Raw genomic sequence first — 25417 nt, 5'->3', positions numbered from 1 at the left:
TCGCCGGGCCCGCGCCGGGCGGCGGCACGCTGTCGCGCGGCCGTGGCACCATGCGCGGCATGGAGATTCTTCCGGGCGAGGGCGAGGGCGTGGCCCTGGTCAAGGTCGGCGAGCATCGCGACGTGGTCGAGGGCCGGCTCGGGCCGCCCGTGCACCCCGGCCGCAGCAGCCGGGCCGTGTACGGGACGAGCCCGATGATCGTGCTGACGTACACCGGCGACACGGTCGAACTCGTCGAGCTGGCCGACGGCGACGGCGGTGAGGAGGTGTTCTTCGACGGTGTGCTCCACGCCCGCGAGGCGGGACGGCAGCGCTGGGCGGCGACGGATCCGGAGCAATCGGGCGGTATCGGACGCCATCGACGCAACGTGATCTTTGAATCCACGTTAAGTGTTGCTTAGGACGGTTCCGCCGCCGGGACCCCGCCGATACGTTTGGGGCGGCCTACCAGGTCACAGCCGCTCACCGAGGGCGGCCCGGGTGGGCTCCGCCGAGTCGTACGACGGCCCTGGCAACAGGCGCCGGCGCGTGAGCCGGGGACCCACCCGGGGCTTGCTCCAGGGGTGAATCCGCGACCGTCACGGTCGTGGTAGGGCGAACCTTCTTCTCGCCCGAACCCGTCAGCTAACCCGGTAGGCGGATGCGAAGAAGGACGCTTGCCGTGTTCAACCGACGGACGGCGCTGCGCTCGTTACTCATCGGAGTGGCGGTCGCGGCGATGGTCGCGCCGGCGTGTGCCGCACACGCCGACCCGACGCACGACGAGCTCCAGGCCCAGATCGACAAGGGTAACGCGGAGCTCGAGCACATCGTCGAGGACTACAACAAGATCAACGGCGACCTCGAGGCCACCCAGGCCGCGATCAAGCAGCGCGAGACCGACCTGCAGCCGCTCGAGGCGAGCATGGACGCCGCCCGCGCCACCGCCGACCAGATCGCCGTCAACGCCTACAAGTCCGGCGGCAACCTGAGCTCCTGGTCGCTGATGCTGGGCGCCACGTCGTCGGACGGCTTCTTCGACCGCGTCGGCACGCTGCAGCAGATCTCCCGCAACCAGCAGGCCGATCTCGCCAGGTACGCCTCGGCCAAGGCCGGCGTCGACGCCGAGAAGCAGCGCCTCAACGAGACCCTCGCGGCCCAGGGCCGGCAGAAGGCCGACCTCGAGGCGCGGCGCAAGCAGATCGAGGGCAACATCGCCAAGCTCGACGAGATGCAGCGCAAGGCCGACGCGGCCGCGGCCGCCGCGGCGGCGAACGCGAAGACCCCGGTGAAGACCGCCAACCCGACCACGAACCCGGGACCGCCGCCGGCCGTCTCCGGCGCGGCGGGCAAGGCGGTCAGCTACGCGTGGGCCCAACTCGGCAAGAAGTACGTCTTCGGCGCCGCCGGCCCGAACACGTTCGACTGCTCGGGCCTCACCATGATGGCGTGGAAGGCGGCGGGCGTCACGCTGCCGCACAACGCCGCGCAGCAGTGGGGCAAGGTCAAGCACATCTCGCGGGCCCAGCTCGCCCCCGGTGACCTGGTGTTCTACAACGGCCTCGGGCACGTGGGCATCTACATCGGCAACAACCAGATCATCCACGCCCCCAACAGCCGGACCGTGGTCAAGGTCGCCCCGATCGACATCGACTCGCTCTACGGCTACGGCCGCGTGTAACCCGACCGGCGGGACCCGAGCCCGGCCGGACACGTCGTAGGATCGCCGCCCATGGGCGATGTCGACGTGTTCGCCGGGCTCGATGCCGTCGCGTGGCAGCGGCTGCGGCACGCCTACGGCTCCGCCGCGGGCGTCCCCGCGATCCTGCGCGATCTCGTCGACCCCGACCCGGCCGTGCGCGAGGTGGCGCTCGAGCAGTTCTACGGGGCCGTGCACCACCAGGGCGACGTCTACCGCTGCACCCTCGAGACGCTGCCGTTCCTCACCCGGATCGCCACCACGCCGGGGCTGCCCGGCCGGGCCGCGGCCATCGAGCTGCTGGCGAGCGTCGGCGGCGCGACGTGGGACCAGCCGCTCGCCGGGCGGACGCGGACGGCCAACGCCACCCTCGCCGCCGACCGCCCCCGCTTCCTCGCGCTGCTGCACGACGCCGACGCGCACGTGCGGGCGGCCGTCGTACCGCTGCTGCGCGCGATCGCCGCCGAGGCCCCCGAGGCCACGGCCGGCCTGCTGCGCCGGCACGCCGACGCCGAGCCCGACCCGCTGGTGCGCCGGGCGATCGTCACCGCCGTCGCCCGGCTCGCCACCGCCGACCCGGCCACGATCGCCTGGCTCGAGGGCCTGACGACCGCCGAGCCCGACGCCGGCCTGCGCCTCGGCGCGCTCGCCGCGCTGGCCCGCCTCGGGGTGCCGGCCCCCGCGGAGACGGCCGTCGCGCTCATCGCCGCCGGGTACTCGGCGCCGCCCGCGCCCGCGACCCCGGCCGGCTTGCAGACCGACACGCTCGTCGGCCGGATCCGCGAGATGCGCGAGCAGCTCCACGCCGGCCGCGGGCACCCGCAGATGGACGAGCTCGTGCGCGCGGTCAGCGACGCCTACGGCGACCGGGTGGAGAGCCGGATCGCGGTGCTCCTCGCCGGCCTGCGCTCGGCCGATGCCGAGTGGCAGCTCGACGCGCTGCATCCCGCGAGCAACCTGGTGCACGGCTGGCGCGGGCGGTACACCCACATCCTGCGCCGCATCGCGGACCTCGCCCTGACGGGGGAGCCGGTGGTGCGGCCGCGGGCCGCGGGCGTCCTGGGCGACCTCGGCCGGTTCGCCGCGCCGGTCGCCGACGCGCTCGCCGGACTGGTCGAGTCCGCCGAGCGCCGCGCCCCCCACACCCCGCTGCGCCGCGCCGTGCCGCCCTGGATCGTCGAGTGGCCGGCCGAGCCGCCGACCGTGGGGCGCCTCCTCGCCCTGCTCGCCCGGCTCGGCGACCCCCGGGCGGTGCCGATGCTCGCCTGGGTGCTGGAGCAGGAGCCGCTGCCCAGCGACGCCGGCTGGGCGATCGCCGGGCTCGGCCCCGTCGCCGCCCCGCTCGCCCCGGCCGTCGCGGCCCGCCTGGACGACCCGCTGCCGCCCCGCCACCGCGACGGGCTCGTCGCCGCGCTGCGCGCGATCGGCCCGGCGGCCGCCCGCGAGGCGCTGCCGGTGCTGCTCGCGGCGGGGCCCGACCCGGTCAACGCCGAGGCGCTCGGCCAGCTCGGCGCCGCCGACCCGGCGACGGCCGGGACCGTCCTGCCGGTCCTGCGCGGCTGGGCCGCCGGGCCCGACGCCCGCGGCGCGGTGGCGGCCACCCTCGCCGCCTGGACCGTCGACGCCGACACGGACACCGCGGTCGCGGCCCTGACCCGCCACCTCGGCGACGACGCCGCCGCCGTGGTCGCGGCCCGCGCCCTGCGGACCGTCTCCGCCGCGGGTCCGGGGACGCTCGACCGGCTCGGGGCGCTGGCCCGGCGGCGGGACCAGTACGGCCACACCGCCGTCGCGGCCGCCCACGCCCTCGCCGCCATCACCGGCGACGCCGCCCTGGTCCGTGCGCCCCTCGAGCATGCGTGGGCCCGGCACCCGCTGACCCGCCCGGCGGTGGTCGCGGCCTGGGCCGAGCTCGGGCCGCCGGACGCCCGCACCCGAGCGCTGCTGGCCGCGGAGCTCGCCGAGCCGCGCCGGCTGTACCGCCGCGGCGGCAACCCCGGCTTCTCCTACGGCGAGCTCGACCAGGACGAGGCCTTCGTCGCCGCGATGCGGGCGCTCATGCCCGGCGGAGGAGGCGATCCGGCCCCGGCGCGATGACCTTTGCAGGGCAAGCACCGGCACACACCAGGAGGCATCATGAGCGATCTCGTGGCGATCGGCTATCGCGACCTGGCCACCGCCAACCAGGCCCGGGACAAGATCATCGAGCTGCAGCGGCAGGGGCTCATCACCGTGCGCGACGCGGCGGTGGTCGAGGCCGGCGAGGACGGCCGGGTGCGGCTGCACCAGAAGCACGGCACGACGGGCGTGGCGGCCGCGGGCGGGGCGCTGTGGGGCGGCCTCATCGGGCTGCTGTTCTTCGCGCCGTTCATCGGCATGGCGGTCGGTGCGGCCGGCGGGGCGGCCGCCGCCCGGCTCACGGACACCGGCGTGGACGACAGCTTCATGCGTGACGTCGGCGCGGCGCTGGAGCCGGGCTCGGCGGCGCTGTTCCTGCTCGTCGACCAGGTCACCGTCGACAAGGTCGTGGCCGAGATGGCGCCCTTCCAGCTCGGCGGCCGGCTGCTGCACAGCTCGCTCAGCGCGGAGGCGGAGCAGCGCCTGCGCGACGCGATCGAGGCCGTGCAGCTCGCCCGCATCTGACGCGCACGTCGCACGCTCACCGCGCGCGTGCGGCCGGTCCGGGCTTCCGCCTCCGGTCGCACGCGCGCTCAGCAGTGCTCATCGCCCGCAGGTCCCGTCGGTGGACTTGGCGCCGCTGGGGCAGACCGAGTTCACGAACGTCACGCCGGTGAGCTTGGCGCCGTCGAGGCGGGCGCCGCGCAGGTTCGACGCCTCGAACGAGGCCCCCGTCAGGTCCGCGCCGCGCAGGTCGGCCGCGCCGAGATCGGTGCGCAGGAACGACACCGCGCGCAGGTCGGCGCCGCGCAGGGTGGCCTGCTGCAGCCCGACGTCGGTCAGGGAACCGTCACGCAGGACGGCCCCGTCGAGATCGGCCCGTGTCAGCTTCACCTGGCTCAGCTGCGCCTCGCGGGCCGTGGCCCGGCTCAGGTCGGCCCCGTAGAGGTCCGCGCTCGTGATGGCCGCGTCCTGCAGCGTGGCCCCGTGCAGGTCGGCGCAGCGCAGCGGGCGGCCCTCGAGGTCGAACGCGGTGAGCGTGCGGCCGGCGAGCCTGGCCGGGCTGCTGACGGTGCACCGGGGGCCGTGCCGCGCATCGGCGTCGTCGCCGCCGCCCCGGCAGGTCACGACGGCCGCGGCCAGCGCGAGACCGATGAGCGACAGGCCGCCGACGGTCCGCGCGGTCCGCATGACTCCATGGTCGCCGCGCCGGGCCGGTGCGCCGGGTGAGGCGATGGGTTACCGTCCGGTCATGACGAGAGCGCTGGTGCTCGGCGGCGGCGGGATGACCGGCATCGCCTGGGAGTTCGGGATCCTCGCCGGGCTGGCCCGCGCCGGGGTGACGGTCGGTGACGCGGACGTCATCGTCGGCACCTCCGCCGGGTCGGTGGTGGGCACCGTCGTGGCCGCGGGCATCCCCCTCGAGGACGCGCTCCTGGCCCAGCACGGGCCCTCCTCCGGCGCCCCGGCCGTGGACATCACGCCCGCCATGGCCGCGTTCGCCCTGCTCGCCGACCGCTCCCGCCCGCGCGCCGAGATCATGGCCGAGATCGGGGCGATGGCCCTGGCCGCGCCCGCCGGCGACGAGGGGGCCCACGTCGCCCGGCTCGCGGCCCAGCTGCCGGTGGCCGACTGGCCCGGCCGGGACCTGCGCATCACCGCGGTGGACACCGACGGCGGCACGCCCGCCGTGTTCGACCGGGCGGCGGGGGTACCGCTCCCGCTCGCCGTGGCCGCCAGCTGCGCCGTCCCGTGCGTGTACCCGCCGATCACCATCGACGGGCGGCGGTACATGGACGGCGGGGTGCGCTCGGGGACCAACGCCGACCTCGCCGGAGGCGCCGGCGCGCTGCTCGTCGTCGCGCCCGTCGGCGGCCTGATCCGCCCGATGATCGACCGTGAGATCGCCGCCGCCGGCGCCGCCCGGAGCCTGGTCGTCGAGCCGGACGAGGAGGCCCTCGAGGCGATCGGGCCCAACGTGCTCGACCCGTCCCGCCGCGCCGCCGCCGCCGAGGCCGGCCTGCGGCAGGGGGCGGCTCTCGCCGACGCGGTACGCGCCGTCTGGCTGTAACTTTCCCGGTCAAGTCCCAGGACAGCGGCCGTGTCGTGGTCGCGGCGTTGCCCTGCGTGGCGGCGCGATCCTACCGTCGCAGCGCATGAGCCACTTGAGAAGGGTCTTTGCGGCGGCGGCGACGTCCGCCGCCGCGGTATTCGTCGCCGTCGGTGCGCTGTCCGCCCCGGCCGCGGCGGCGGGGGCGGGCGCGGCGAGCGTCGCGGCCGGCTACGCCCACACCTGCACGATTCGCACCGACGCGACGCTGTGGTGCTGGGGCAGCAACTGGAGCGGCGAGGTCGGCGACGGCAGCGGCGTCGACAAGGCCACCCCGACCCGGGTCGGAACGGCCACGAACTGGGCCACCATCGACGCCGGCGCCAGCCACACGTGCGGGGTGAAGACCGACGGCACGCTGTGGTGCTGGGGCCGCAACTTCCGCGGCCAGCTCGGCGACGGCACCACGCTCAACAAGACCACCCCGGTCCAGGTCGGCACCGCCACCACCTGGGCGAAGGTCAGCGCCGGCGACAGCCACACGTGCGCCACCCGCACCGACGGCACGCTGTGGTGCTGGGGCTTCAACCGCCTCGGCCAGCTCGGCCTCGGCTCCTCCGTCTACACCGTGACCACCCCGCAGCAGGTCGGCACCGCGACGACCTGGGCGAGCGTCACGACCGGCTACGCGCACAGCTGCGCGACCCGCACCGACGGCACCATGTGGTGCTGGGGTGACAGCTCGTCCGGGCAGCTCGGCCTGGGCAGCGTGGCCTACGCGATCTCGCCGGCCCAGGTCGGCACGGCCACCACGTGGAGCGGCGTCTCGGCCGGCTTCGCGCACACCTGCGCCACCCGCACCGACAAGACCCTGTGGTGCTGGGGCGAGAACGGCTACGGCCAGCTGGGCGCGCCCGGCGCGCTGCAGAGCACCCCGGTGCAGGTCGGCTCGGTCAACACCTGGACGCGCGTCAACGCCGAGGTCGACACCACGTGCGGCTCCCGCACCGACGGCAGCCTGTGGTGCTGGGGCAACAACATGACCGCCCAGATCGGCGACGGCACCACGACGAACCGCTCCACCCCGACCCGCGTCGGCACCGCCACGACGTGGACGACCGCCTTCGTGGCGAGCTACCACACCTGCGGCGTCCGCACCGACGCGAGCCTGTGGTGCTGGGGCAACAACGCGAACTCCCAGCTGGGCGACGGCACCACGACCCAGCGCGCGACCCCGGCCGCGGTGACCCTGCCGTAGCCGGCCCCGGGGCCGCCGCCGCCCGTCAGGCGGCGGCCCCTTCCGGGGCGGGGTCGTCCCGGCGGATCCGGCGGGCGGCGAGCCACACGATCCCCGCCGCGGCCAGCAGATAGATGGTGCGGCCCACGATGTCGAGGACCGGCGGCTCGGAGTAGTCCATCGCGAACGCGTGCCACCCGGAGGTCGCGAGCGCTCCCGCCGCCACCGCCAGGCGGTGCCAGCGGCCCCACCCGCCGAGCCGGCTCCACCGCGCCACCAGGACCGCGAGCACGGCCAGGCAGGCCAGCGCGATCGTGATCGAGGCGGGCCACGACGGCAGTGAGGTCGCGCCGGCGAGCAGCCCCCACCCGATCCCGGCGACCAGCGTGGTGCCGAACACGATCCAGGGCGAGGGGGCCGGGCCGTCCAGCGGCCGGCGCTCGCCGTGCGGCAGCAGCAACGCGAGGGCGACCAGCGCGACCACGACCGCGCCACTGATCCCCAGCTGGGCCGGCGAGGCCGAGAACGGGGCCCCGGCGTCCTCCGCCTTCGTGACCGCGAACGTCATCGCGCAGCCGAGGACGAACAGCACCGAGACCACGACGAGCCCGGTCCGGCCGAGCCACGGCGTGCTCCGGCGCGACCGGGTCGCCTCCTCGACGATCGCGACCGGGGCGCCGATGCTCCACAGCACGTGCCCGCCCAGCACGAACACCGTCCACAGCGCCCCCATGCCCAACGCCGGGACGTAGCCGGGCTCGAGCAGGTGCAGGTCCTCGGCCAGGTAGTTCGGGTTGAACAGCGACTGGGTGAGCACACCCTCCTCCAGCACCCCGAACGCCAGCCCGAGGGTCAGGATCGCGGGCCAGCCGCGGCCGGTGCGCCGGACCACCTCACGGATGAGGATGGCGCCGCTGCCGTAGTACAGCGAGAGCGGCACGATGAGGAACAGCAGGAAGATCGGCAGCGTGGTGCCGGAGAAGTACTCGGCGACCAGCGGGCTGAGGAAGAACAGGGCGAACACCGGAGCATGACGACGCATGATCGAGACCGTAGACAGGCGCCGATGTCCTGTCCGGCCCGAACGGGGGGATCAAGCTCGGAGTTTCCTCAGAGTCACGCGGCCGGTGTCGTGGTGCAGGCCCAGCTCTCCTGGGCCGCCGGCGTGTAGGGCGAGACGCCCGCGGCGTTGAAGGCGCGCACCTTGAAGCACATGTAGGTGCCCGGGGTCAGGCCGTCCCAGGTGTACGAGCTCACATTCGCCCCCGTCGTGCGCGACGCGGTGCCGTTGATGACGGTGAAGCCCGTCTCGTCGCCGGCGTTGTCGGTCCACTGCAGCCGGATGCCGGTCGGCCCCACCGCGGTCGCGGACAGGTTGGACGGGGCCGCGGGCCCGGTGCCGGCCAGGCTCGTCGCGCACACCCAGTCCTGCTGGGCGACCGGGAACCAGGCCGACGGGCCCGCGGCGTTGACCGCGCGCACCTTGAAGCACATGTACGTGTCCGGCGCCAGCCCGTCCCAGGTCAGCGAGGTCGCGCCGGCGCCCGCCGTCCGGGTCGCGGCGCCGTTGAGGACCTCGTAGCCGGTCTCGTCGGCCGCGTTGTCCGTCCACTGCAGCCGGATCGCCGAGGCGCTGACCGGGGTCGCCCGGAGCCCGGACGGCACGGCCGGTGCTCCCGCCGCCGGCTTCGCCGAGCCCGTCGGGGGCAGGACCGGCACCGAGCCGGACGGGCGCGCCGGCGCGGGCGCGCTCGACGCGGCGGGGCCCGCACCCAGCCCGCCGAGACCGTCCAGCCCCGCGGCCTCGGCCCGCACCGACGCGCCCGTCGCCGCGCCGGGCGCCTTCGGGTCGTCGCCGCCGCCGAGCAGGACCGCCGCCGCGGCGACCGCGACCACCGCGGCCGCGGCCACCCCGCCGATGAGCAGGCCGCGGGTGCGGTTCCCCGCCGCGGCCACCGGCTCCTGGGCCATCGCCTCCCGGGCCGCGGCGGCCATCGCCTGGCCCGAGGGCCAGCGCTCCGCCGGGTCCTTGGCGAGGGCCCGCAGCACGACCGCCCGCACGGCCGGCGGCACGTCGCCGGGCAGCGGCGGCGGCTCGTCGTTGGCCTGCCGCAGCGCGATCTGCAGCAGGCTCTCGCCCGCGAACGGCAGCCGTCCGGCGAGGCACAGGTACGCGACGATGCCCAGCGAATACAGATCGGACCGGGCGGTCGCGGGCTGGCCGCCGGCGCGCTCGGGGGCGATGTAGGAGGCGGTGCCGAGCAGCAGCCCGGTCGACGTGCGGTGGGTGGCCGCGGCCGAGCGGGCGATGCCGAAGTCGGTGAGCACCGTGCTGCCGTCGGGCCGGACGAGCAGGTTGCCCGGCTTGACGTCGCGGTGCGTGACGCCCTTCTCGTGGGTCGCGTGCAGGGCCTCGGCCGCCTCGGCGACGAGCCGCATCGTGACCGCGGGGGAGAGCCGCTCCTCGCGTTCGAGGGTCCGCGCCAGCGACTCGCCGTCGATGTACCGCATGACGAGGTACACCCCGGCCGCGGGATCGTCGCCGAAGTCGTACACGTCCACGACGCCGGGATGGCTGATCGTCGCCATGGTGCGCGCCTCGGCCCGGAACCGCTCGACGAACTCGGGCTCGCCGGAGGGCGCGCGCAGCAGCTTGACGGCGACGGTGCGCCCGAGCACCCGGTCGTGCCCGGCCCACACGTCGCCCATGCCGCCGCCGGCGATGTGCCGCTCGAGCTCGTACCGCTCGGCCAGCACCGTTCCCGCGCCGATCAACCGTGCCCCCTCAGCCGGCGTACCTGGACTGACTGTTCCTAGCCTGCCGCCGGTCGATCCGCAAGGCCACGATCGGGCAGCAGGGCCGCCCGCATGGCGGCGGCCAGCCAGTCCCGGAAGGCCGGCTCGGCCCAGCCGCGCTGCGACACCAGGGCCGCGAAGAGCCCGGGATCGTTGTAGACCCACAGCACGTCGACCGCGCTCTGCTCGTCGAGTCCGGGCGCGAGCGGGCCGAGGCCGCGGGCGTGCGCGACGACCATCCGCGCGCCGGCCCGGCGGTTGTCCAGCAGCGTCTGCCACAGCTCGGCCGCCTCCGGCGCGTCGTCGGCGGCCCGGCGGACCGCCTCGAACAGCGGCGCGGCCCGGCGCGCGATGAGCAGGCACACCCCGGCGTACGCGTCGAGGACCGCCGCCGGGGTGGCGGCGTCCCACACCGGCCGGAACCACGGTCGCTCGGCGACGGGCACGGGAGCGTCGTCGCCGGCCAGGGCCTCGTCCAGGACCTGCCGCAGGAGCGCCCCCTTGGAGCCGAAGGCGGCGAAGACGGTGGGGCGGGCGACCCCGGCCGCGGTCGCGATGCCGGCCAGCGACGTGGCGGCGTAGCCGTGCTCGGCGAACAGCGCGCTCGCCGTCGCCACGATCGCCTGCCGCGTGCGTAGGGCGCCCTCGCTGCGGGTCGCGGAGGTGTACCGCCGCCGGGGCTTGTTGTCGTTGACAGCACTCATGACGCTGCCCATACTAGGGCAATATTCAATAGACGTTGGTATGGTGAAATGGAGCCCGCGATGAGCGAGACGGTCCCGGTCCGGCCCTACGTGCGCGGCGACGGCGAGGGGGAGGCCCTGTGGTTCCTGGGCAGCCTGGTCACGGTCAAGGCCGCCGGGGCGCAGACCGGCGGCCGGCTCACCGTCGTGGAGTTCGTCAACCCGCCGGGCTTCGCGCCCCCGCTACACCGGCATCTCGAGGAGGACGAGATGTTCTACGTGCTCTCGGGCACCGCCGAGTTCCGGTGCGACGGGGAGGCGTTCAAGGCCGGCCCGGGCGACTTCGTCCTGCTGCCGGCGCGGCTGGCGCACACGTTCATCGTCGGGACCGGGGAGCCGCTGCGCACGCTGCAGATCACCACGCCGTCGGGCTTCGAGCACTTCGCGCGCGAGGCGGGCGAGCCGGCCGGCGAGCGGCGGCTGCCGGACCCCGGCCCCGTCGACCCGATCGCGCTGGGGCACGCCGCGGCCCGGCACGCCATCGAACTGCTCGGTCCTCCGCCCTCCGCCTGAGCCGGCCGGCAAGGGCCGTGGCCGCTCAGCGCCGCGCGGCCCCCACCGCCCGCGCGATGCCGACGACGCCGGCGGTGCCGTGCCGGCGCGGCCCAGGCGGCGATCCGCGCGACGCTGATCCCGGCGAGCGTGAGGATCACCGCCGTCAGGTCACGGCTCCACCCGGTCCGGATGCGCCCGGCCGGGCTGGTGCGCCGGCTGAGGACGTAGGCCGTGCGGTAGGCGTGCGGCGCGCCCCACGCCGCGGCGCGGCTCGACGGCTCGGCGCGGCTCGACGGCTCGGCCGCGGGGATCGGCGTGATCCGGGGGTGCCTGGAGCCGGGCGATGGGCTCGCTCACAGCGATGCTGTCAGGCGCACCGCGTCGGCGGCCAGGCGGGTGACCGCCGCGAAGTCGCCGGCCGCGATGGCGGCACGCGGCACCATCCAGCTGCCGCCGACCGCGAGCACGGACGGCAGGCGCAGATAGTCCAGCGCGTTCGAGGCGTCGATGCCGCCGGTCGGCACGAAACGCACGTTCGCGAACGGTGCGGACAGCGCCGCCACCGCCTTCGCGCCGCCGGACGTGCCCGCGGGGAAGAACTTCACCACGTCGACGCCGAGCTCGAGCGCCGCCATGATCTCGGTGGCCGTGGTGGCCCCGGGCAGCGCGGGCACGCCGTGGAACCGGCACCGGGTCACCACCGCGGCGCTCAGGCCGGGGGAGACCACGAACGACGCGCCCGCCGTGACCGCGGCGTCGACCTGCTCGGCAGTCGTGACCGTGCCGGCCCCGACCGTCACCCCGCCGTGCCGGCTCATGCGGGCGATCGCCTCGGCGGCCGCGCCGGTGCGGAACGTGACCTCGGCGACCGGCAGGCCGCCGGCGACCAGGGCGTCGGCGAGGGGCCCGGCGGCGGCCGGGTCGTCCAGCACGACGACGGGGACGATGCGGTTGGCGCCCAGGAACGTGCTCACGCGGGTGATGTCCTTCCGGAACAGCCGAGCTCGGCCAGGGCGGCCACGCCGAGGACGGTGGCCTCGGGCTCGGTGACGAAGTGGAGATGGCGGCTCGTGGCGTCCTGCCGGAGCCGGCGCCAGGGCTCCCAGCCGGCGGCGACGCCCGCGACGGTCACGTCCGCGATGCGGGTGCCGCCGAGCGCGCCGAGCCGGGTGGTGACCGCGTCGGCCTCGACCGCCAGGCCCTTGAGGAGGGCGGCCATGGCCTGTCCCCGGGTGACGTCCATGGGCAGGTCGGGCGGGCGCACCGTGCGCGCGTCGGCGTCGATGTCCGCCGGGGCGACGGAGTCCAGCGCCGCGGCGACCTCGGACCACATGAGGTCGTCGGGCTGGCCGTCGTACAGCATCCGCCGCCACGCCTGGTAGAAGCGGCCGGACGGGGTGGCGCGGTGGACGTACCGCAGACCCGTCACGAACACGCCCACGTCGATCCCGGCGTCCACCCGCTCGGGCAGCGCGTCGACGAGCATTAGCTGCGCCTCCGAGGTGCCCGCGGAGACGTAGACGTCGCCGGGCTTGCGCACACCGGCGCCGAACGCGCCGCACATGTGGTCGTGGCCGCCGGTCACCACCGGGACACCCGCCGGCAGGACCCCGGCGCCGGAGGTGAGCCCGACGACGGTGGCGCTGCCGGCGAGCACGGGCAGCCGCAGCCCGCCGAGGCCGAGCGAGGGCAGCGCGCCCTCGTCCAGGGTGCCGGCCCGCACGTCGAGCAGGCCGGTGCGCGACGCGTGCGAGATGTTCAGGAACACCGGCGCGGCCGGGTCCGCGAGCAGGTCACGGGCGACGAAGTCGGCGAGCGAGGTGAACGTGCGCGCGGCCCCGAGCAGCCCGGCGCGCCGCAGCCAGAGCAGCTTGAACACGGAGAACGTGTCGTCGACGCCGGCCCAGTCCGGGCCCGCGTGCGGCTTGGCCTCGCGGCCGTGCCCGGCGAACCAGGCCGGCACCGGCGAGGTGACCGCGCCGGCGTCGTCGAGGAGCACGACCTCCTCGCCGACCGAGCCGACCGCGATGCCGGCGACGGCCCCGGGCCGGACGGCCGGGTCGGCGAGGAGCCGTGCGAGCAGGTCGGAGACGGCCGCGGTGAGCCGCCCGGCGTCGCGCCGGCCGCCCCACTGGTCGTCCTCGGCCTCGGTCGGCGCGCAGTACAGCGCGACGAGGGTCCGGTTGGCGGCGTCGTAGCAGCCCACCTTCGTCCGCGTGGTGCCGATGTCCACACCCAGGAACAACCTCATGCCGGGCCGACCGTCACACGCTCGCGCAGCTCGGCGACGAGGGCCGGGTCCACGTCGGGGGCCAGCGACGCGGCGTTGGCCGCGCCCATGGCCGCCGCGAGGGCCATGGCCGCGGCGGGCTTCTCGCCGCGGCCCAGCGCCACCGCGAGCCCGGCCAGGAACGAGTCGCCGGAGCCGGTGGCGTTGACCGTGTCGACGACCGGGCTGTCCGCGACGAGCCGCGAGCCGTCGCCGACCCAGACGGCGCCGTGCGCGCCGTTGGTGACGACGAAGGTCGCGCCGGTCTCGTGGTGCAGGCCGTCCACCGCGGCGAGCAGGTCGGCCGGGTCGGACAGGTCGCGGCCGAGGATGCCGGCCAGCTCGTGCGCGTTGGGCTTGACGACCAGCGTGCCGTTGCCGATCCCGTTGATCCGCGCGTCGTCGATGACCCGCGCGAGGGCGTCGCCGTGCGCGTCGACCAGCGCCGTGGCGCCGTGGCGCAGGGCCAGGCGGGCGACGGTCGCGTGCAGGTCGGGCTCGCACCCGGGCGGGAGGCTGCCGGTGGACACGACCACGTCGCCGAGCCGGATCGCGGCGGTCAGGCCCGCGGCGAGCTGCTGCTGCTCCTCGCTGGTGACCTGCGGGCCGCGCTCGTTGAGCACCGTCGAGCGCCCGGTGGCCCGCTCGATGACGACCGGCGTGACGCGGGTCTCGCCGCCGATCTCGATGTGCCGGTCGGCGACGCCCAGCTCCCCGCAGCCGCGGCGGATGACCTGGCCGACGAAGCCGCCGACGAAGCCGTGGGCGGCGACCGTGGCGCCGAGGCGGCGAGCGCCCCGGCACACGATCATGCCCTTGCCGCCCGGAAGGCTGCGCACGTCGGCGACGCGGTTGACCTCGAACGGGGTGAAGCGCTCGACGACCTGGAGCCGGTCCAGGGCCGGGTTGGGGCATACGACGTGGAGGGTGAACCCGGCCACTAGTCGCCGTCGATCTGGTACAGCGCGAACAACTCCTCGTCGGAGGCCCCCAGGACCTCCTCCTCGCGCTCCCGGAAGGTCTCGGCGGTCACCCGCACGAGCTCGTCGAGGCGCTCGGCCTGCGGCGGCAGGTTCATCGCCGCGTACGGGTTGCCGCCGGCGCCCAGCGGCTCGGCCGAGCAGTAGTTGTCGCCGCGCTGGTAGCCGATCGCGTACAGCGCCATGATGATCACGTCGAGGTCGAGCAGGCCGTGCCCGAGCGCGCGCCGGTTGGTGTCGGCCAGGTGCAGGTTGAGCATGCGGTGGCCGTGGTCCAGCAGCGTCGCGCCGATGTGCAGCTCGCCGCTGAGCATGTGGTAGGTGTCGCCGTTGATGTGCGAGATCGCCGGGTGGCCGACCAGGTCGAGCAGCCGCAGCGCCTGCTCGAAGGTGTGCACGACGCTGGTCTCCTCGGGCCGGATCGGCTCGACGGCACCGCGGATGCCGGCCCGGGCGAAGTCCTCGGCGACGTAGCGCATGGTGGCCGCGGAGCGCTCGAGCTCGTAGGAGTCGAACGCGACCGGGCGGCCGACCGAGCCGGCGCCGAAGAGCAGGTAGCTGCCGCCGACGGCCTGGGTGAACGCGGCCTGGCGGCGGAAGTACTCGACCGCGCGGGCGCGCACGTGCGGCTTGTTGTGCGCGAACTCCTGCTCCGGGGTGACCATGCCGCAGATGCCCGACACCGTGATGCCGTGCTCGCCGAGGGTCTTGAGGGTCTCGTCGGGCTTGTAGCCGAAGTCCTCGGAGTAGAGGTTGCCGTGCAGCTCGATGTACCGCACGCCGTACTTCGCGAGCCGCTCGGCCGACACCCCGAGCTCCTCGGTGCCGAAGCCCCAGTTGCTCCAGCCGAACTTCAGGCGGGGCTCCTCGGCGGTGTGCGCGCGGCGGGCCTCGACGAACGCCTTGACGACACGCTGGTCATGAACACGGAACGGTTGCGGCTTCATGGCTTGTGAACCTTTCTCAGCGACCGGAGAGGAAGCGGGAGCGCAGCGCGGACGGGCTGAGGTGGCGCAGGTTGCCCTGGCGGCCCTGGTCGAACAGCGCGGCCAGGACGATGACGAGGCCGATGCTGAGCTGCTGCAGGAAGGGGGAGAGGGCGAGCAGGATGAACGCGTTGCGCAGGACGCCGAGCAGGCAGGCGCCCAGGAACGCGCCGATGATGGAGCCGCGCCCGCCGGAGAGGCTCGCGCCGCCGATGACCGCGGCCGCGATGACGTCGAGCTCGTAGCCGGTGCCCGCCTGCGCCTCGGCGACGCCGACCTGGGTGGAGAAGATGATGCCGGCCAGCCCGGCGAGCACGCCGATGAGCACGAACGTGAGGATGCGGGTGCGCCCGACCGGGATGCCGCCGGTGCGCGCGGCGGCGTCGTTGTCGCCGATCGCGGTGACCCGCAGGCCGAAGATCGTGCGGGTGAGCAGCAGCTGGCCCAGGATCACCAGGACGATGAAGATGATGACGCTGACCGGGATGCCGCCGAGCACCCGGCCCTGGCCGATGAAGGACAGCTGCGGCGGCATCGACTGGGGCAGGCCGCCGGTGACGAGCTGGGTCAGGCCGCGGGCGATGGACAGCATGCCCAGCGTCACGATGAAGGAGCTGACCCGGCCCAGCACCACGACGGTGCCGACGGCCAGGCCGCAGACCCCGCCGACGGCGATGCCGGCGAGCATCGCGATCCACGGGTTGGCGCCGCTGCCGTAGACCGAGCCGGCGGTCACCGCCGACAGCGCCAGCACCGAGCCCACCGACAGGTCGATCTCCTTGGCGATGAGGATGAACGTCTGGCCGACGGCGATGACGCCGACCACGACGACGGTCTGCAGCACGTTGTAGAGGTTGTCGGCGCGCAGGAAGTTGCTGTTGATGAGGCTCACGACGAAGCCCAGCAGGATGATCACGCCGAGCAGGCCGGTCTCCTGCCGCTTGAGGACCGCGCGGGCGACGTCCTTCGCGGAGCGGGTGCGCTCCGGGGCCGGGGCGGTGACGGTGGGGGCAGACATGATCATCCTTCGGTCGATCCCATGGCGGCGGCCACGATGGGCTGCGGTCCTGCGGTGTTGGGGGCGTCGAGGGTCAGCCGGCCCTGGCGGACCACCACGACGCGGTCGGCGAGCTCGACGACCTCCTCGAGCTCGGAGGAGACGAACCAGACGGCGAGGCCCTCGGTGTGCGCGAGCTCGCGCAGGGTCGCGTAGATCTCCGCCTTGGTGCCCACGTCGACGCCCCGGGTCGGCTCGTCGAGGATCAGCACCCGCGGCTTCGCGGCCAGGGCCCGGGCCAGCAGGACCTTCTGCTGGTTGCCGCCCGACAGCGAGGTGATCGGGGCCTCCGTGGAGGCGGTCTTCACCCCGAAGCGCCGGGTCAGCTCGCGCGCCGCCTCGTTGGTGCGCCGGGCCGAGACCCAGCCGAGCGGCCCGAGCGTCGACAGGATGCGGACGGTCAGGTTGTAGCCGACCGTCTGGGCGTGGAAGACCTCGGTGCGCCGCTCCTCGGCGACGTAGGCGATGCCGAGCTTCTGGGCCGCGCCGGGGCCGGAGATGCGCACCGGGCGCCCGCCGACCAGCACCCGCCCGGCCGTGATGCGCCGCGTCCCGATGACCGCCTCGGCGATCTCGGTGCGCCCCGCACCGACCAGGCCGGACATGCCGAGGATCTCGCCGCGGCGCAGGGTGAAGCTGACGTCGTCGAAGCCCTCGCCGGACAGCCCGCGCAGCTCCAGGGCGATCTCGGCGTCGTCGGCGTGCGCGACGGCCTCGCGGCGCTCGGCCACCGTCTGGGCGACCACGGCCCGCTTGCGCTCGCCGGCCATCAGCGCCACGGCCCGCGGCTCGTCGATCTCGACCGGGTCGCCGGCCGCGACGAACGTGCCGTCGCGCAGCACGATGACGTGGTCGACGATGGAGAACACCTCGGCGAGGCGGTGGCTGACGAGCACCACCGCGACGCCGTCGGCCCGCAGCCGGCGCACGACGCTGAAGAGCCGCTCCGACTCCTCGTGGGTCAGGCTGGAGTTGGGCTCGTCGAGGAAGAGCACCTTCGGCCGGCGGGAGAGGGCCCGCACGATGTCGACCATCTGCCGGGAGGCGGCGGACAGGTCGCGGCACAGCGTCGAGGGGTCCGGCAGGTAGCCGGTCATGTCCAGGCGGCGCAGCAGCTCGCGGGCCCGGGCGACGTTCTCGCCCCGGCGGGCGGCCGCGTAGGCGGGCCGCTCGCCGAGGTCGTAGAGGAAGAGGTTGTCGGCGATGGTGAGCTCGCTGATGAGCAGCGGCTCCTGGTGCACGACGACGACGCCGGCGGCGATCGCCTCCAGCGGCGAACCGAAGCTCACGTCCTGCCCGGCGAGGGTGAGCGTCCCGCGGTCGGGGCGCATCTCACCGGAGCAGAGCCGGATGAGGGTGGACTTGCCGGCGCCGTTCTCGCCGAGCAGTCCCGTGACCTGCCCGGCCGGGAAGGACAGGGACACGTCCCGCAGGGCCCGCACGGGGCCGAACGACTTCGCCAGGCCGGCGACCGCGAGGGCCGCCGGCGTCGCAGTGTTCGTCATGCTCGCCACAACTTCCGAAGAGAATCCGAAGTGGAGCCGGTCAGGATGCGCCCGGGGTGCCCAGCGGCACGGCGGACGGGTCGTGCTGGGCCAGGTTGTCCTTGGTCACGAACGGGGCCTCGGCCTCCTGGGTGACCTGGTCCGGGTTCTTGCCGGTGACGACCGCGTTGTAGAGCTGGATGGCCACGTTGTAGCCCTGGCCGAACGCGTCCTGGCCGATCACGCCGTACATCGAGCCGTTCTTGATCGCCTCGATGTTCTCGGTGGTGATGTCGAAGCCGATCACCTTCACGCTGCTCTGCTTGTTGGCCGCGGCCACGGCCTGCGCGGCGCCGAACGGGCCGCCGGCGGTGGCGTAGATGCCGACCAGGTCGGTGTTGGACTGCAGGTAGTTCTGCGCGGCGGTGAAGGTGTTGGAGGCCGAGTCCTTGGCCTCCACGCCCTGCCCGACGAGGGTCAGGCTGGAGCCCTGCAGGCCGTCGACGAAGCCCTTGCGGCGCTGCTCGGAGCCGGGCGCGGTGAACTGGCTGACGATGATGCCGACCTTGCCGGCCTTGCCGCCGGTCGCCTTGATCATCTCCTTGGCCGCGGCCTGGCCGGCCTTGTACTGCTCCTGCGCGTAGTTCACCGTGCCGCCCGACGAGCCGACGCAGTCGAACAGCGTGTTGTAGGCGCCGAGCTTGTTGCCCTTGGCCGAGAGCGTCTTGATGTCGGCGCAGTTGCCCTCGCCGGCGATGAAGAAGCCGATGCCCTTGTACCCCTGCGCGTCGGCGCCCTTGATCGCGCTCGACACCGTCTGCACGTCGATGTTGTCGCCGGCGACGATCCAGTCGACCTTGCCGTTGCGCGACGAGAGCACGCGGTTGGCGTAGTCGGCGCCGGACTTCACCGACACCCAGTACGGGTTGTTGGCGAAGCCGATCATCGCGATCTTCACCTCGCTGCTCGGCTTCTGGTCGGTCGGCGAGGGGCGGCCGTCGATCAGGTCGGACGGGCCGGATGCGGCCTTGTCGTCGCCGCCCCCGCAGGCGGCGGCGAGCATCGCGACCGCCACCAGCACGGCCGTGCCGCGGGTGAACGACCGGATCCCGGTGCGTAGCTTCATGTGGTCCTCCAAGGGGGTGTGTGCGCCGTGCGGTGTTTCAGCCGCCGGCGAGGCGGATCCCGGTGCCCAGGGCCCGGATCTCCTCGGCGGCGGCGGGGTCGAGACCGGGGTCGGTCACGACCAGGTCGATGTCCTTGACCGAGCCGTAGCGGCAGGCGGCCCGAAGGCCGAACTTGGTGTGGTCGGTGAGCAGCACCGACTTCTGCGCGGAGGCGAGGATGGCCGCCTTGACGGCCGCCTCCGCGGGGTCCATCGTCGAGAGCCCCCACGCCAGGTCGACGGCGTTGGCGCCGACGAACGCGACGTCGAAGCGGAGCGCGGCGAGGCGCTCCAGGGCCCAGGTGTCGACCTCGGCGTAGCTGGCCGGGCGGACCCGGCCGCCGATGGTCATGACCGTGGAGTGCCCGAGGTCGGTCAGGGCCAGCGCGATCTGCAGGGCGTTGGTGACGATCAGCAGGTCGCCACGGTCCGGCAGCAGGTCGGCGAGGTGGCCCGTGGTCGAGCCGGCCTCGATGAAGATGGCCCCGAAGGGCGGGATCTCCGCGGCCGCGGCCCGGGCGATGGCCAGCTTCTCCTCGCGCCGTTCGGCCATGCGGCTGGAGACGCGCCCCTCGACCGTGAGCGTGCCGCGGGCCACGGCGCCGCCGTGCACCCGATCCAGCTCGCCCGCGGCCTCCAGGGCCGACAGGTCGCGGCGGATGGTCTCGGCGTTGACCGAGAAGCGGGCCGACAGCTCGGCTGCCTGCACGCGTCCGCCGATGCGGACGAGCTCGACGATCTCGCGACGCCGGTCACTGGGCCGATCACTGGCCTGCATGTGTGCTGTCACCCCCACCGCTGATGTGGACTTCCACGCGACTTGTGGAGCCACACTACATCCGGGTCGGAAGTTGTCAACGGAGGATTTGCTGATCGTTACGGACGAGTGTCGAGTCACCTGGCATTTGCGCCCGATTTGGCCGCTTAATCGCCAGGCATCCGCTTCAAATTCGGGAAGTTCGCTACAGGAACGCAATGGGGGCGTGACAGGTTCTTGTAAGTTTGCTACAAACGATGGGACCACAGCACGACGGAGGAGCACGGTGATCGAACCGCTGAGCGGCCCCGAGCTGGTCGTCACGCCCGCGGGGCTGACGAACCGCACGGGGCGGTACGAGAAGAGGCTGGCCGACCTCGACGGCCTCTTCGCCGACGCCGGGGCGTTCGCCGCCCGCCTGGCCCAGGAGGCCGACCGGGTCATCTACCACGTGGACGAGTTCCGCCCGTCCGACGCGGCCGGCGACCTCATCACCGGCATCTCGACGCTCTCGCCCGGCAGGGTCGGCGACGAGTTCCACATGACCCGCGGCCACATCCACGCCAAGCACGACCGCGCCGAGATCTACCACTGCCTGGCCGGGCACGGCCTCATGCTGATGGAGACGCTCGACGGGCAGACCGTCGTCACCGAGCTGCGCCCGGGCGTCATCGCCTACGTCCCGCCGGTGCACATCCACCGCAGCGTGAACGTCGGCGACACCGACCTGGTGACCGTGTTCTGCTACCCGGCCGACGCCGGGCAGGACTACGGCATCATCGCGCGCGCCGGCGGCATGCGGCACCTGGCCGTCGGCGGAACCGGGGCCGAGCCCTGGCGCCTGGAGGAGAACCCGAACTATGTCGCTCGATGACCTGACCGGCCGCGCGCTCGCCCGCATGGTCGACATCAGCGCGGTGCAGGCCCAGCACGGCCGCGCCGACGTGGAGGCCCTGGCCCGGCACGCCCTCGAGGGCGACTTCGTGGCCGCGCACGTGCTGCCGTCCTGGCTGCCGGTGCTGCGCCCGCTGCTGGAGGGCTCGACCACCAACGCCGGCTCGCCCGTGGGCTTCCCCTCCGGCGGCTCGGCGACCGCGGTCAAGGTCGCCGAGGCCCGGTGGCTGCTCGAGCACGGCGTGCAGGAGATGGACGTCGTGATGAACATCGGGCGGGTCCGCTCCGGCGAGCTGGCGGCGGCCGCCGAGGACGTCGCGGCGGTCCTGGCGGCCGTCGCCGGCGCCGTCCCGGTCAAGGTGATCCTCGAGGTCGGCCTGCTCGACGAGGAGCAGGTGCGCGCCGCCGCCCGGGCCGCCGTCGACGCCGGCGCCGCCTCGCTCAAGACCGGCACCGGCTGGCAGGGCGTGGCCACCACGCCGCGGCACGTCGAGCTCATCCGCGCGGTCGCGGGCCCCGGCCGCGAGATCAAGGCCTCGGGCGGCGTGCGCTCCCTGGACCAGATCCGCGCGCTCATGGCCGCCGGCGCCACCCGCTTCGGCATCAACACCGCCGTCGCCGTCCAGCTCGTGGCCGAGGCGGGCGCCTGATGCCCGCCGTGCTCACGCCGTCGGCCCTGACCCCCGCGACCGCGCCGACCATGTACTTCATCGGCGTCACGACCGGCTCCTCCGCCATCCACCGCGTCTTCGCCGCCTGGCGCCCGCTGCTCGGCCTCGACGGCGTCGAGCTGACCGGCATCGACATCCCCGTCGCCGCGCCGGCCGCCGACTACCGCGCGGTCGTCGCCCACCTGCGCGACGACCCGCTGTCCCGCGGCGCCCTGGTCACCACCCACAAGCTCGACCTCTACGCCGCCACCCGGGACCAGCTGCGCGGTGTCAACGGCGACGCCGCGCGGCTGCACGAGGTCAGCGCGCTCGTCGCCGGCGACGGCGTCATCGACGGGCTGGCGCTGGACACCATCACCAGCGAGCTGTCGCTGCACGCGATCGTCCCCGTGCTCGCCGGGCGCGACGTGCTGGTGATGGGCGCGGGCGGGGCCGCCCTCGCGCTGTGCGACTACTTCGCGCACCGCGCGGGCGCCGACGCCCCGGCCCGGGTCGTCGTCACCGACATCGCCGACGAGCGCCTGGCCGCCATCGCGAAGGCGACCGCCGGCGGCGACCCGGGCATCGCGTGGCAGACCCGGCTGCTGGCCCGCGGCGACACCCACGACGCGCTGCTGGCCGGACTCGGCCCCGGCGCGCTCGTGGTCAACGCGACGGGCATGGGCAAGGACCGCCCGGGCTCCCCGCTCAGCGACGCCGCCGTGTTCCCGCGCGGCGGGGCCGTGTGGGAGTTCAACTACCGCGGCGAGCTCGGGTTCCTGCGCCAGGCGCGGGCCCGCGCGGCCGCCGACGCGCTCACCGTCGAGGACGGGTGGCGGTACTTCGTGCACGGCTGGACGCGCGCCATCGACGCCGTGTTCGACCTGAACCTGCCGACGGAGGGCCCGGCGTTCGACCGGCTCTACGACGCCGCCCAGGCCGTCCGATGACCCTGTCGGCGCGCTGGCTCGGCCAGGCGGGATTCGTGCTCACCGCGGGGGCGGCGAACCTCGCCGTGGACCCGTACCTCTCCGACTCCCTGGCCGAGAAGTACGCGGGCCGCCTGTTCCCGCACACCCGCCTGCGCCCGGCCCCGCTCGCCCCGCGGGAGCTGCCGCCGCTCGTCGCCGTCGCCTGCACCCACGCCCACACCGACCACATGGACCCGGGCACCCTCGCGCCGCTGCTGGCCGCCCAGCCCGGCACCCGCCTGGTCTGCCCGCGCGCCGTCGCCGGCGAGGCCCTGCGCCGCAGCGGCGCGCCCGCGTCCCGGGTCGACCCGCTGCGCGCCGGGGAGACCGCCGGGTTCGGCCCGTTCACCCTCAGCGCGGTGCCCTCCGCGCACGAGGAGCGCGCCTTCGACGAGCACGGCGACGACCGGTACCTCGGCTACGTCATCGACGCCGCCGGCACCCGCGTCTACCACTCCGGCGACTGCGCCCCCTGGGCCGGGCTGCCCGAGTGGCTCGCCCGGATGGCGATCGACGTGGCGCTGCTGCCGGTCAACGGCCGCGACGCCTACCGCCGCGACAACGGTGTGCCGGGCAACTTCACCTTCGACGAGGCCGTCCGGTTGTGCGCCGCCGCCGGGATCGCCACCCTCGTCCCACATCATTGGGGCATGTTCGCTTTCAACACCGCCGACCCGGCCGGGTTCGACCTCGGCCTCGCCGATCGCCTCGGCGTCACCGTCCAGATCCCGTCGCACGGCGAGACGATGATCCTGCGAGGCCGCCGATGAGCGTCGCCATGGCCGGACCCGTGCTCGAACGCATCAGCCGCAGCCTCGACCAGCTGCGCCGCTCCGAGCGCAAGGTCGCCGACGTCGTGCTGGCCGACCCGCGCCGCGTGGTGCCGATGACCCTGGCCGAGCTGGCCGAGCTGGCCGAGGTCAGCCAGCCCACGATCGTGCGCTTCGCCAACGCGATCGGCTGCGACGGGTTCCACGACTTCCGCATCCAGCTCGCGCAGAGCGTCGCGCTCGGCGTGCCCGCGACCCAGTCGGTCATCGAGGCGCAGGACGACACCGCCACCACGGTCGGCAAGATCTTCGACTTCTCCATCACCTCGCTCGACCACGTGCGCCGCCACCTCGACCTCGACGCGATCGCGCGGGCCGTGGACACCCTCGCGTCCTGCTCGCACATCGTGTTCATCGGGCTCGGCGCGTCCGGGATCGTGGCCATGGACGCCGAGCAGAAGTTCCCGCTCTTCGGCGTGCCGTGCTCGGCCCCGATCGACACGCACCAGCAGTTCCTGGCCGCCTCGACCAGCCGGCCCGGCACCGCGTTCGTGGCCATCTCCAACACCGGGCGCACCGTGTCCATCCTCGACACCGTGCGCGTCGCCCGGGAGCGGGGCGCCACCGTCATCGGCATCACCGGCGGCCCGTCCCCGCTGGCCGAGCTGTCCAGCATCGCGCTCGTGGTCGAGTCGCTGGACAACACCGACGTCTACACGCCGACCATCTCGCGCCTGGCCCAGCTCGTGGTCGTCGACACGCTGGCCACCATGGTGCTGCTGCGCCGCGAGGAGTCGGCCCTGGAGGACATCCGCACCATGAAGTCGCGGCTGTCCCGGATGCGATCGGGGATGCCGCGCGCATGAGCGACGTCGTCCTCGCCTTCGACCTGGGCACCGGCGGCTGCAAGGCCGCGCTCGTCGACGCCGCCGCGCGCGTGCGCGCCACCGCGTTCGTCGCCTACCCGACCGCCTACCCGGCCCCGGGCCGGCACGAGCAGCGCCCCGCGGACTGGTGGGACGCCCTCGCCGCGGCGACCCGCGAGCTGCCGCTGGGCGAGCACCGGGTCCGCGCCGTCGCGCTGTCCGGGCACAGCCTGGCGATGGTGCCGGTCGACGCCGGCGGCGCGCTGCTGCTCGAGTCCGTTCCGATCTGGTCGGACGTGCGGGGGAGCGAGGCCGCGCGGCAGGCGTTCCGGCGCATCCCCGAGCGCGACTGGTACACCTCCACCGGCAACGGCTTCCCGGCCGGCATGTACACCGTGTTCAAGGCGGCCGGGCTGCGCGGGGAGCCCCGGGTCGCCCGCATCCTCGGCAGCAAGGACTGGATCAACGCCCGGCTCACCGGCGTCGAGGCGACGGATCCCAGCTACGCCTCCGGCTCGGGCGCCTACGACCTGCTCACCCGCACCCTGCGGCCGGACGTGTTCGAGACCCTCGGCGTGCCCGCGCGGTGGTGGCCCCGCATCGTCGCGTCGAGCGCGGTCATCGGCGAGGTCACCGCGGACGCGGCGGCGCGGACCGGCATCCCGGCCGGCGTCCCCGTCGTGGCCGGCGGCGTCGACAACTCCTGCATGGCCCTGGGCGCCGGCCTGGACCGCCCCGGCGCCGCGTACCTGTCGCTCGGCTCGTCCAACTGGGTCACCGTCGCCGGGGCCGAGCCGGTCCTCGACGACGTGCGGCGCCCGTTCGTCTTCGACCACGTGCTGCCGGGCTTCTACGTGTCGGCCCTGTCCACCTTCGGCGGCGGCAGCAGCCTCACCTGGCTGGCCGGCCTGCTCGGGCGCGACGGCGACCTCGACGCGCTGCTGGCCGAGGCGGCCGCCATCCCGGCCGGCGCCGGCGGGCTCACCTGCGTGCCGACGCTCGCCGGCGGTACCGTCGCGGAAGGCGGCCCCGCCGTGCGCGGCGCGTTCCTCGGCCTCGACCTCGGCCACACCCACGGCCACCTCGCGCGCGCGGTGGTGGAGGGCATCGGCTTCAGCCTCGCCGACGCCGCCGCCACCATGCTGCCCGGGCAGTCCCGGGAGCCGATCACCGCGGTCGGCGGCGGGGCCCGCGGCACCCTCATGCTCCAGGTCCTCGCCGACCTGCTCGACCGGCCCGTCACCCGCCCCGCCGACGCCCAGCACTGCGCGGCGCTCGGCGCGGCGGCCCTGGGCTGGCTCGGCATCGGCGCCTGGGATTCCACCGAACCCTTGCACACCAACGGATCCGGCGCGGAGACGGTGTCGCCCGCCGGCGCCGGCTACGCCCTTGCCCGGGCCCGCTTCCACGCCGCCCGAGCGGCCGTGCGAGCCCAGTCCGAAGTCACATAA

25 protein-coding genes and 1 riboswitch are annotated in these 25417 nt (G+C 74.6%); of the genes, 13 read left to right on the top strand and 12 right to left on the bottom strand.

All coding sequences use genetic code 11. The features are described from left to right. Nucleotides 1-59 precede the first annotated feature (59 nt). The 4 genes from ACQP1P_RS33870 to ACQP1P_RS33855 all read left to right on the top strand — a co-directional run bounded on the left by ACQP1P_RS33870 (nucleotide 60) and on the right by ACQP1P_RS33855 (nucleotide 4321). Nucleotides 60-401: a hypothetical protein gene (locus ACQP1P_RS33870; protein ID WP_433077195.1), complete on the top strand. Its 342-nt coding sequence runs from the start codon at nucleotides 60-62 to the stop codon at nucleotides 399-401. Nucleotides 402-509: 108 nt separating this feature from the next. Further along, a riboswitch (cyclic di-AMP (ydaO/yuaA leader) is annotated at nucleotides 510-654 on the top strand. 7 nt (nucleotides 655-661) lie between these two features. Further along, complete coding sequence (locus tag ACQP1P_RS33865; protein WP_433077193.1) at nucleotides 662-1660, top strand: NlpC/P60 family protein; 999 nt, start codon at nucleotides 662-664, stop codon at nucleotides 1658-1660. Between the two features lie 51 nt (nucleotides 1661-1711). Next, entirely contained in the window at nucleotides 1712-3775 is a 2064-nt protein-coding gene (locus ACQP1P_RS33860; protein WP_433077191.1) for a hypothetical protein, read from the top strand. Nucleotides 3776-3814: 39 nt separating this feature from the next. Further along, nucleotides 3815-4321: a DUF1269 domain-containing protein gene (locus tag ACQP1P_RS33855; RefSeq protein WP_350616510.1), complete on the top strand. Its 507-nt coding sequence runs from the start codon at nucleotides 3815-3817 to the stop codon at nucleotides 4319-4321. Nucleotides 4322-4399: 78 nt separating this feature from the next. Here ACQP1P_RS33855 and ACQP1P_RS33850 read toward each other — a convergent pair whose 3' ends face one another. Then, nucleotides 4400-4987, bottom strand: coding sequence for a pentapeptide repeat-containing protein (locus ACQP1P_RS33850; protein ID WP_433077189.1), 588 nt, complete (start codon nucleotides 4985-4987; stop codon nucleotides 4400-4402). Nucleotides 4988-5048: 61 nt separating this feature from the next. Here ACQP1P_RS33850 and ACQP1P_RS33845 point away from each other — a divergent pair, with 61 nt between their 5' ends. Next, nucleotides 5049-5867, top strand: a complete 819-nt coding sequence (locus ACQP1P_RS33845; RefSeq protein ID WP_433077187.1) for a patatin-like phospholipase family protein — start codon at nucleotides 5049-5051, stop codon at nucleotides 5865-5867. 85 nt (nucleotides 5868-5952) lie between these two features. Next, nucleotides 5953-7104: an RCC1 domain-containing protein gene (locus tag ACQP1P_RS33840; protein ID WP_433077185.1), complete on the top strand. Its 1152-nt coding sequence runs from the start codon at nucleotides 5953-5955 to the stop codon at nucleotides 7102-7104. A gap of 25 nt (nucleotides 7105-7129) precedes the next feature. Here the strand turns inward: ACQP1P_RS33840 and ACQP1P_RS33835 are convergent, their stop codons facing one another. The 3 genes from ACQP1P_RS33835 to ACQP1P_RS33825 form a co-directional block, all read right to left on the bottom strand. Then, nucleotides 7130-8125 carry a hypothetical protein gene (locus ACQP1P_RS33835; protein WP_433077183.1) on the bottom strand — a complete coding sequence of 332 codons (996 nt, stop codon included), beginning with the start codon at nucleotides 8123-8125 and terminating at the stop codon, nucleotides 7130-7132. Nucleotides 8126-8199: 74 nt separating this feature from the next. Beyond that, nucleotides 8200-9858, bottom strand: coding sequence for a protein kinase domain-containing protein (locus ACQP1P_RS33830; RefSeq protein WP_433077181.1), 1659 nt, complete (start codon nucleotides 9856-9858; stop codon nucleotides 8200-8202). 38 nt (nucleotides 9859-9896) lie between these two features. Next, nucleotides 9897-10583: a TetR/AcrR family transcriptional regulator gene (locus ACQP1P_RS33825; RefSeq protein WP_433077179.1), complete on the bottom strand. Its 687-nt coding sequence runs from the start codon at nucleotides 10581-10583 to the stop codon at nucleotides 9897-9899. A 60-nt stretch (nucleotides 10584-10643) separates the two neighbouring features. Here ACQP1P_RS33825 and ACQP1P_RS33820 point away from each other — a divergent pair, with 60 nt between their 5' ends. Beyond that, nucleotides 10644-11135 (top strand): quercetin 2,3-dioxygenase, encoded by a 492-nt coding sequence (locus ACQP1P_RS33820; protein ID WP_433077177.1) that lies wholly within the window; start codon nucleotides 10644-10646, stop codon nucleotides 11133-11135. Nucleotides 11136-11470: 335 nt separating this feature from the next. On the opposite strand, the gene eda is transcribed toward ACQP1P_RS33820, so the two are convergent. Genes eda through ACQP1P_RS33780 form a run of 8 tightly spaced genes read right to left on the bottom strand, consistent with a single transcriptional unit; the run spans nucleotide 11471 to nucleotide 19836 of the window. Continuing rightward, nucleotides 11471-12091, bottom strand: coding sequence for a bifunctional 4-hydroxy-2-oxoglutarate aldolase/2-dehydro-3-deoxy-phosphogluconate aldolase (eda, locus tag ACQP1P_RS33815; RefSeq protein ID WP_433077175.1), 621 nt, complete (start codon nucleotides 12089-12091; stop codon nucleotides 11471-11473). Next, nucleotides 12088-13368: an FGGY-family carbohydrate kinase gene (locus tag ACQP1P_RS33810; RefSeq protein ID WP_433077173.1), complete on the bottom strand. Its 1281-nt coding sequence runs from the start codon at nucleotides 13366-13368 to the stop codon at nucleotides 12088-12090. The genes eda and ACQP1P_RS33810 overlap by 4 nt, the downstream gene beginning before the upstream one ends. After that, a complete protein-coding gene (locus ACQP1P_RS33805) occupies nucleotides 13365-14327 on the bottom strand; it encodes a 1-phosphofructokinase family hexose kinase (RefSeq protein ID WP_433077171.1) in 963 nt (320 codons plus the stop codon). The genes ACQP1P_RS33810 and ACQP1P_RS33805 overlap by 4 nt, the downstream gene beginning before the upstream one ends. Then, nucleotides 14327-15313, bottom strand: a complete 987-nt coding sequence (locus tag ACQP1P_RS33800; protein WP_433077169.1) for a sugar phosphate isomerase/epimerase family protein — start codon at nucleotides 15311-15313, stop codon at nucleotides 14327-14329. The genes ACQP1P_RS33805 and ACQP1P_RS33800 overlap by 1 nt, the downstream gene beginning before the upstream one ends. Before the next feature lie 16 nt (nucleotides 15314-15329). Next, a complete protein-coding gene (locus tag ACQP1P_RS33795; protein ID WP_433077167.1) occupies nucleotides 15330-16370 on the bottom strand; it encodes an ABC transporter permease in 1041 nt (346 codons plus the stop codon). Between the two features lie 2 nt (nucleotides 16371-16372). After that, the gene (locus ACQP1P_RS33790) at nucleotides 16373-17914 is read right to left on the bottom strand and encodes a sugar ABC transporter ATP-binding protein (RefSeq protein ID WP_433077165.1); all 1542 of its coding nucleotides are present in this window, start codon (nucleotides 17912-17914) and stop codon (nucleotides 16373-16375) included. A gap of 40 nt (nucleotides 17915-17954) precedes the next feature. Beyond that, nucleotides 17955-19019 carry a sugar ABC transporter substrate-binding protein gene (locus tag ACQP1P_RS33785; RefSeq protein ID WP_433077163.1) on the bottom strand — a complete coding sequence of 355 codons (1065 nt, stop codon included), beginning with the start codon at nucleotides 19017-19019 and terminating at the stop codon, nucleotides 17955-17957. Between the two features lie 37 nt (nucleotides 19020-19056). Next, nucleotides 19057-19836: a DeoR/GlpR family DNA-binding transcription regulator gene (locus ACQP1P_RS33780; RefSeq protein WP_433077161.1), complete on the bottom strand. Its 780-nt coding sequence runs from the start codon at nucleotides 19834-19836 to the stop codon at nucleotides 19057-19059. A gap of 265 nt (nucleotides 19837-20101) precedes the next feature. Here ACQP1P_RS33780 and ACQP1P_RS33775 point away from each other — a divergent pair, with 265 nt between their 5' ends. The 6 genes from ACQP1P_RS33775 to ACQP1P_RS33750 are packed head-to-tail and all read left to right on the top strand — an operon-like array spanning nucleotide 20102 to nucleotide 25417. Then, nucleotides 20102-20689: a glucose-6-phosphate isomerase family protein gene (locus ACQP1P_RS33775; RefSeq protein ID WP_433077159.1), complete on the top strand. Its 588-nt coding sequence runs from the start codon at nucleotides 20102-20104 to the stop codon at nucleotides 20687-20689. Next, a complete protein-coding gene (gene deoC, locus ACQP1P_RS33770) occupies nucleotides 20676-21359 on the top strand; it encodes a deoxyribose-phosphate aldolase (RefSeq protein WP_433077157.1) in 684 nt (227 codons plus the stop codon). Before ACQP1P_RS33775 ends, deoC begins: the two co-directional genes overlap by 14 nt. Continuing rightward, nucleotides 21359-22309 carry a hypothetical protein gene (locus tag ACQP1P_RS33765; RefSeq protein ID WP_433077155.1) on the top strand — a complete coding sequence of 317 codons (951 nt, stop codon included), beginning with the start codon at nucleotides 21359-21361 and terminating at the stop codon, nucleotides 22307-22309. Before deoC ends, ACQP1P_RS33765 begins: the two co-directional genes overlap by 1 nt. After that, nucleotides 22306-23100 (top strand): MBL fold metallo-hydrolase, encoded by a 795-nt coding sequence (locus ACQP1P_RS33760; RefSeq protein ID WP_433077153.1) that lies wholly within the window; start codon nucleotides 22306-22308, stop codon nucleotides 23098-23100. The genes ACQP1P_RS33765 and ACQP1P_RS33760 overlap by 4 nt, the downstream gene beginning before the upstream one ends. Continuing rightward, nucleotides 23097-23966 carry an SIS domain-containing protein gene (locus tag ACQP1P_RS33755; RefSeq protein WP_433077151.1) on the top strand — a complete coding sequence of 290 codons (870 nt, stop codon included), beginning with the start codon at nucleotides 23097-23099 and terminating at the stop codon, nucleotides 23964-23966. The genes ACQP1P_RS33760 and ACQP1P_RS33755 overlap by 4 nt, the downstream gene beginning before the upstream one ends. Beyond that, nucleotides 23963-25417 (top strand): xylulokinase, encoded by a 1455-nt coding sequence (locus ACQP1P_RS33750; protein ID WP_433077149.1) that lies wholly within the window; start codon nucleotides 23963-23965, stop codon nucleotides 25415-25417. The genes ACQP1P_RS33755 and ACQP1P_RS33750 overlap by 4 nt, the downstream gene beginning before the upstream one ends.

Source organism: Dactylosporangium sp. CA-052675 (genome assembly GCF_050947935.1).
Lineage (GTDB): Bacteria > Actinomycetota > Actinomycetes > Mycobacteriales > Micromonosporaceae > Dactylosporangium.
This window is presented reverse-complemented; position numbering and strand designations above follow the sequence as displayed.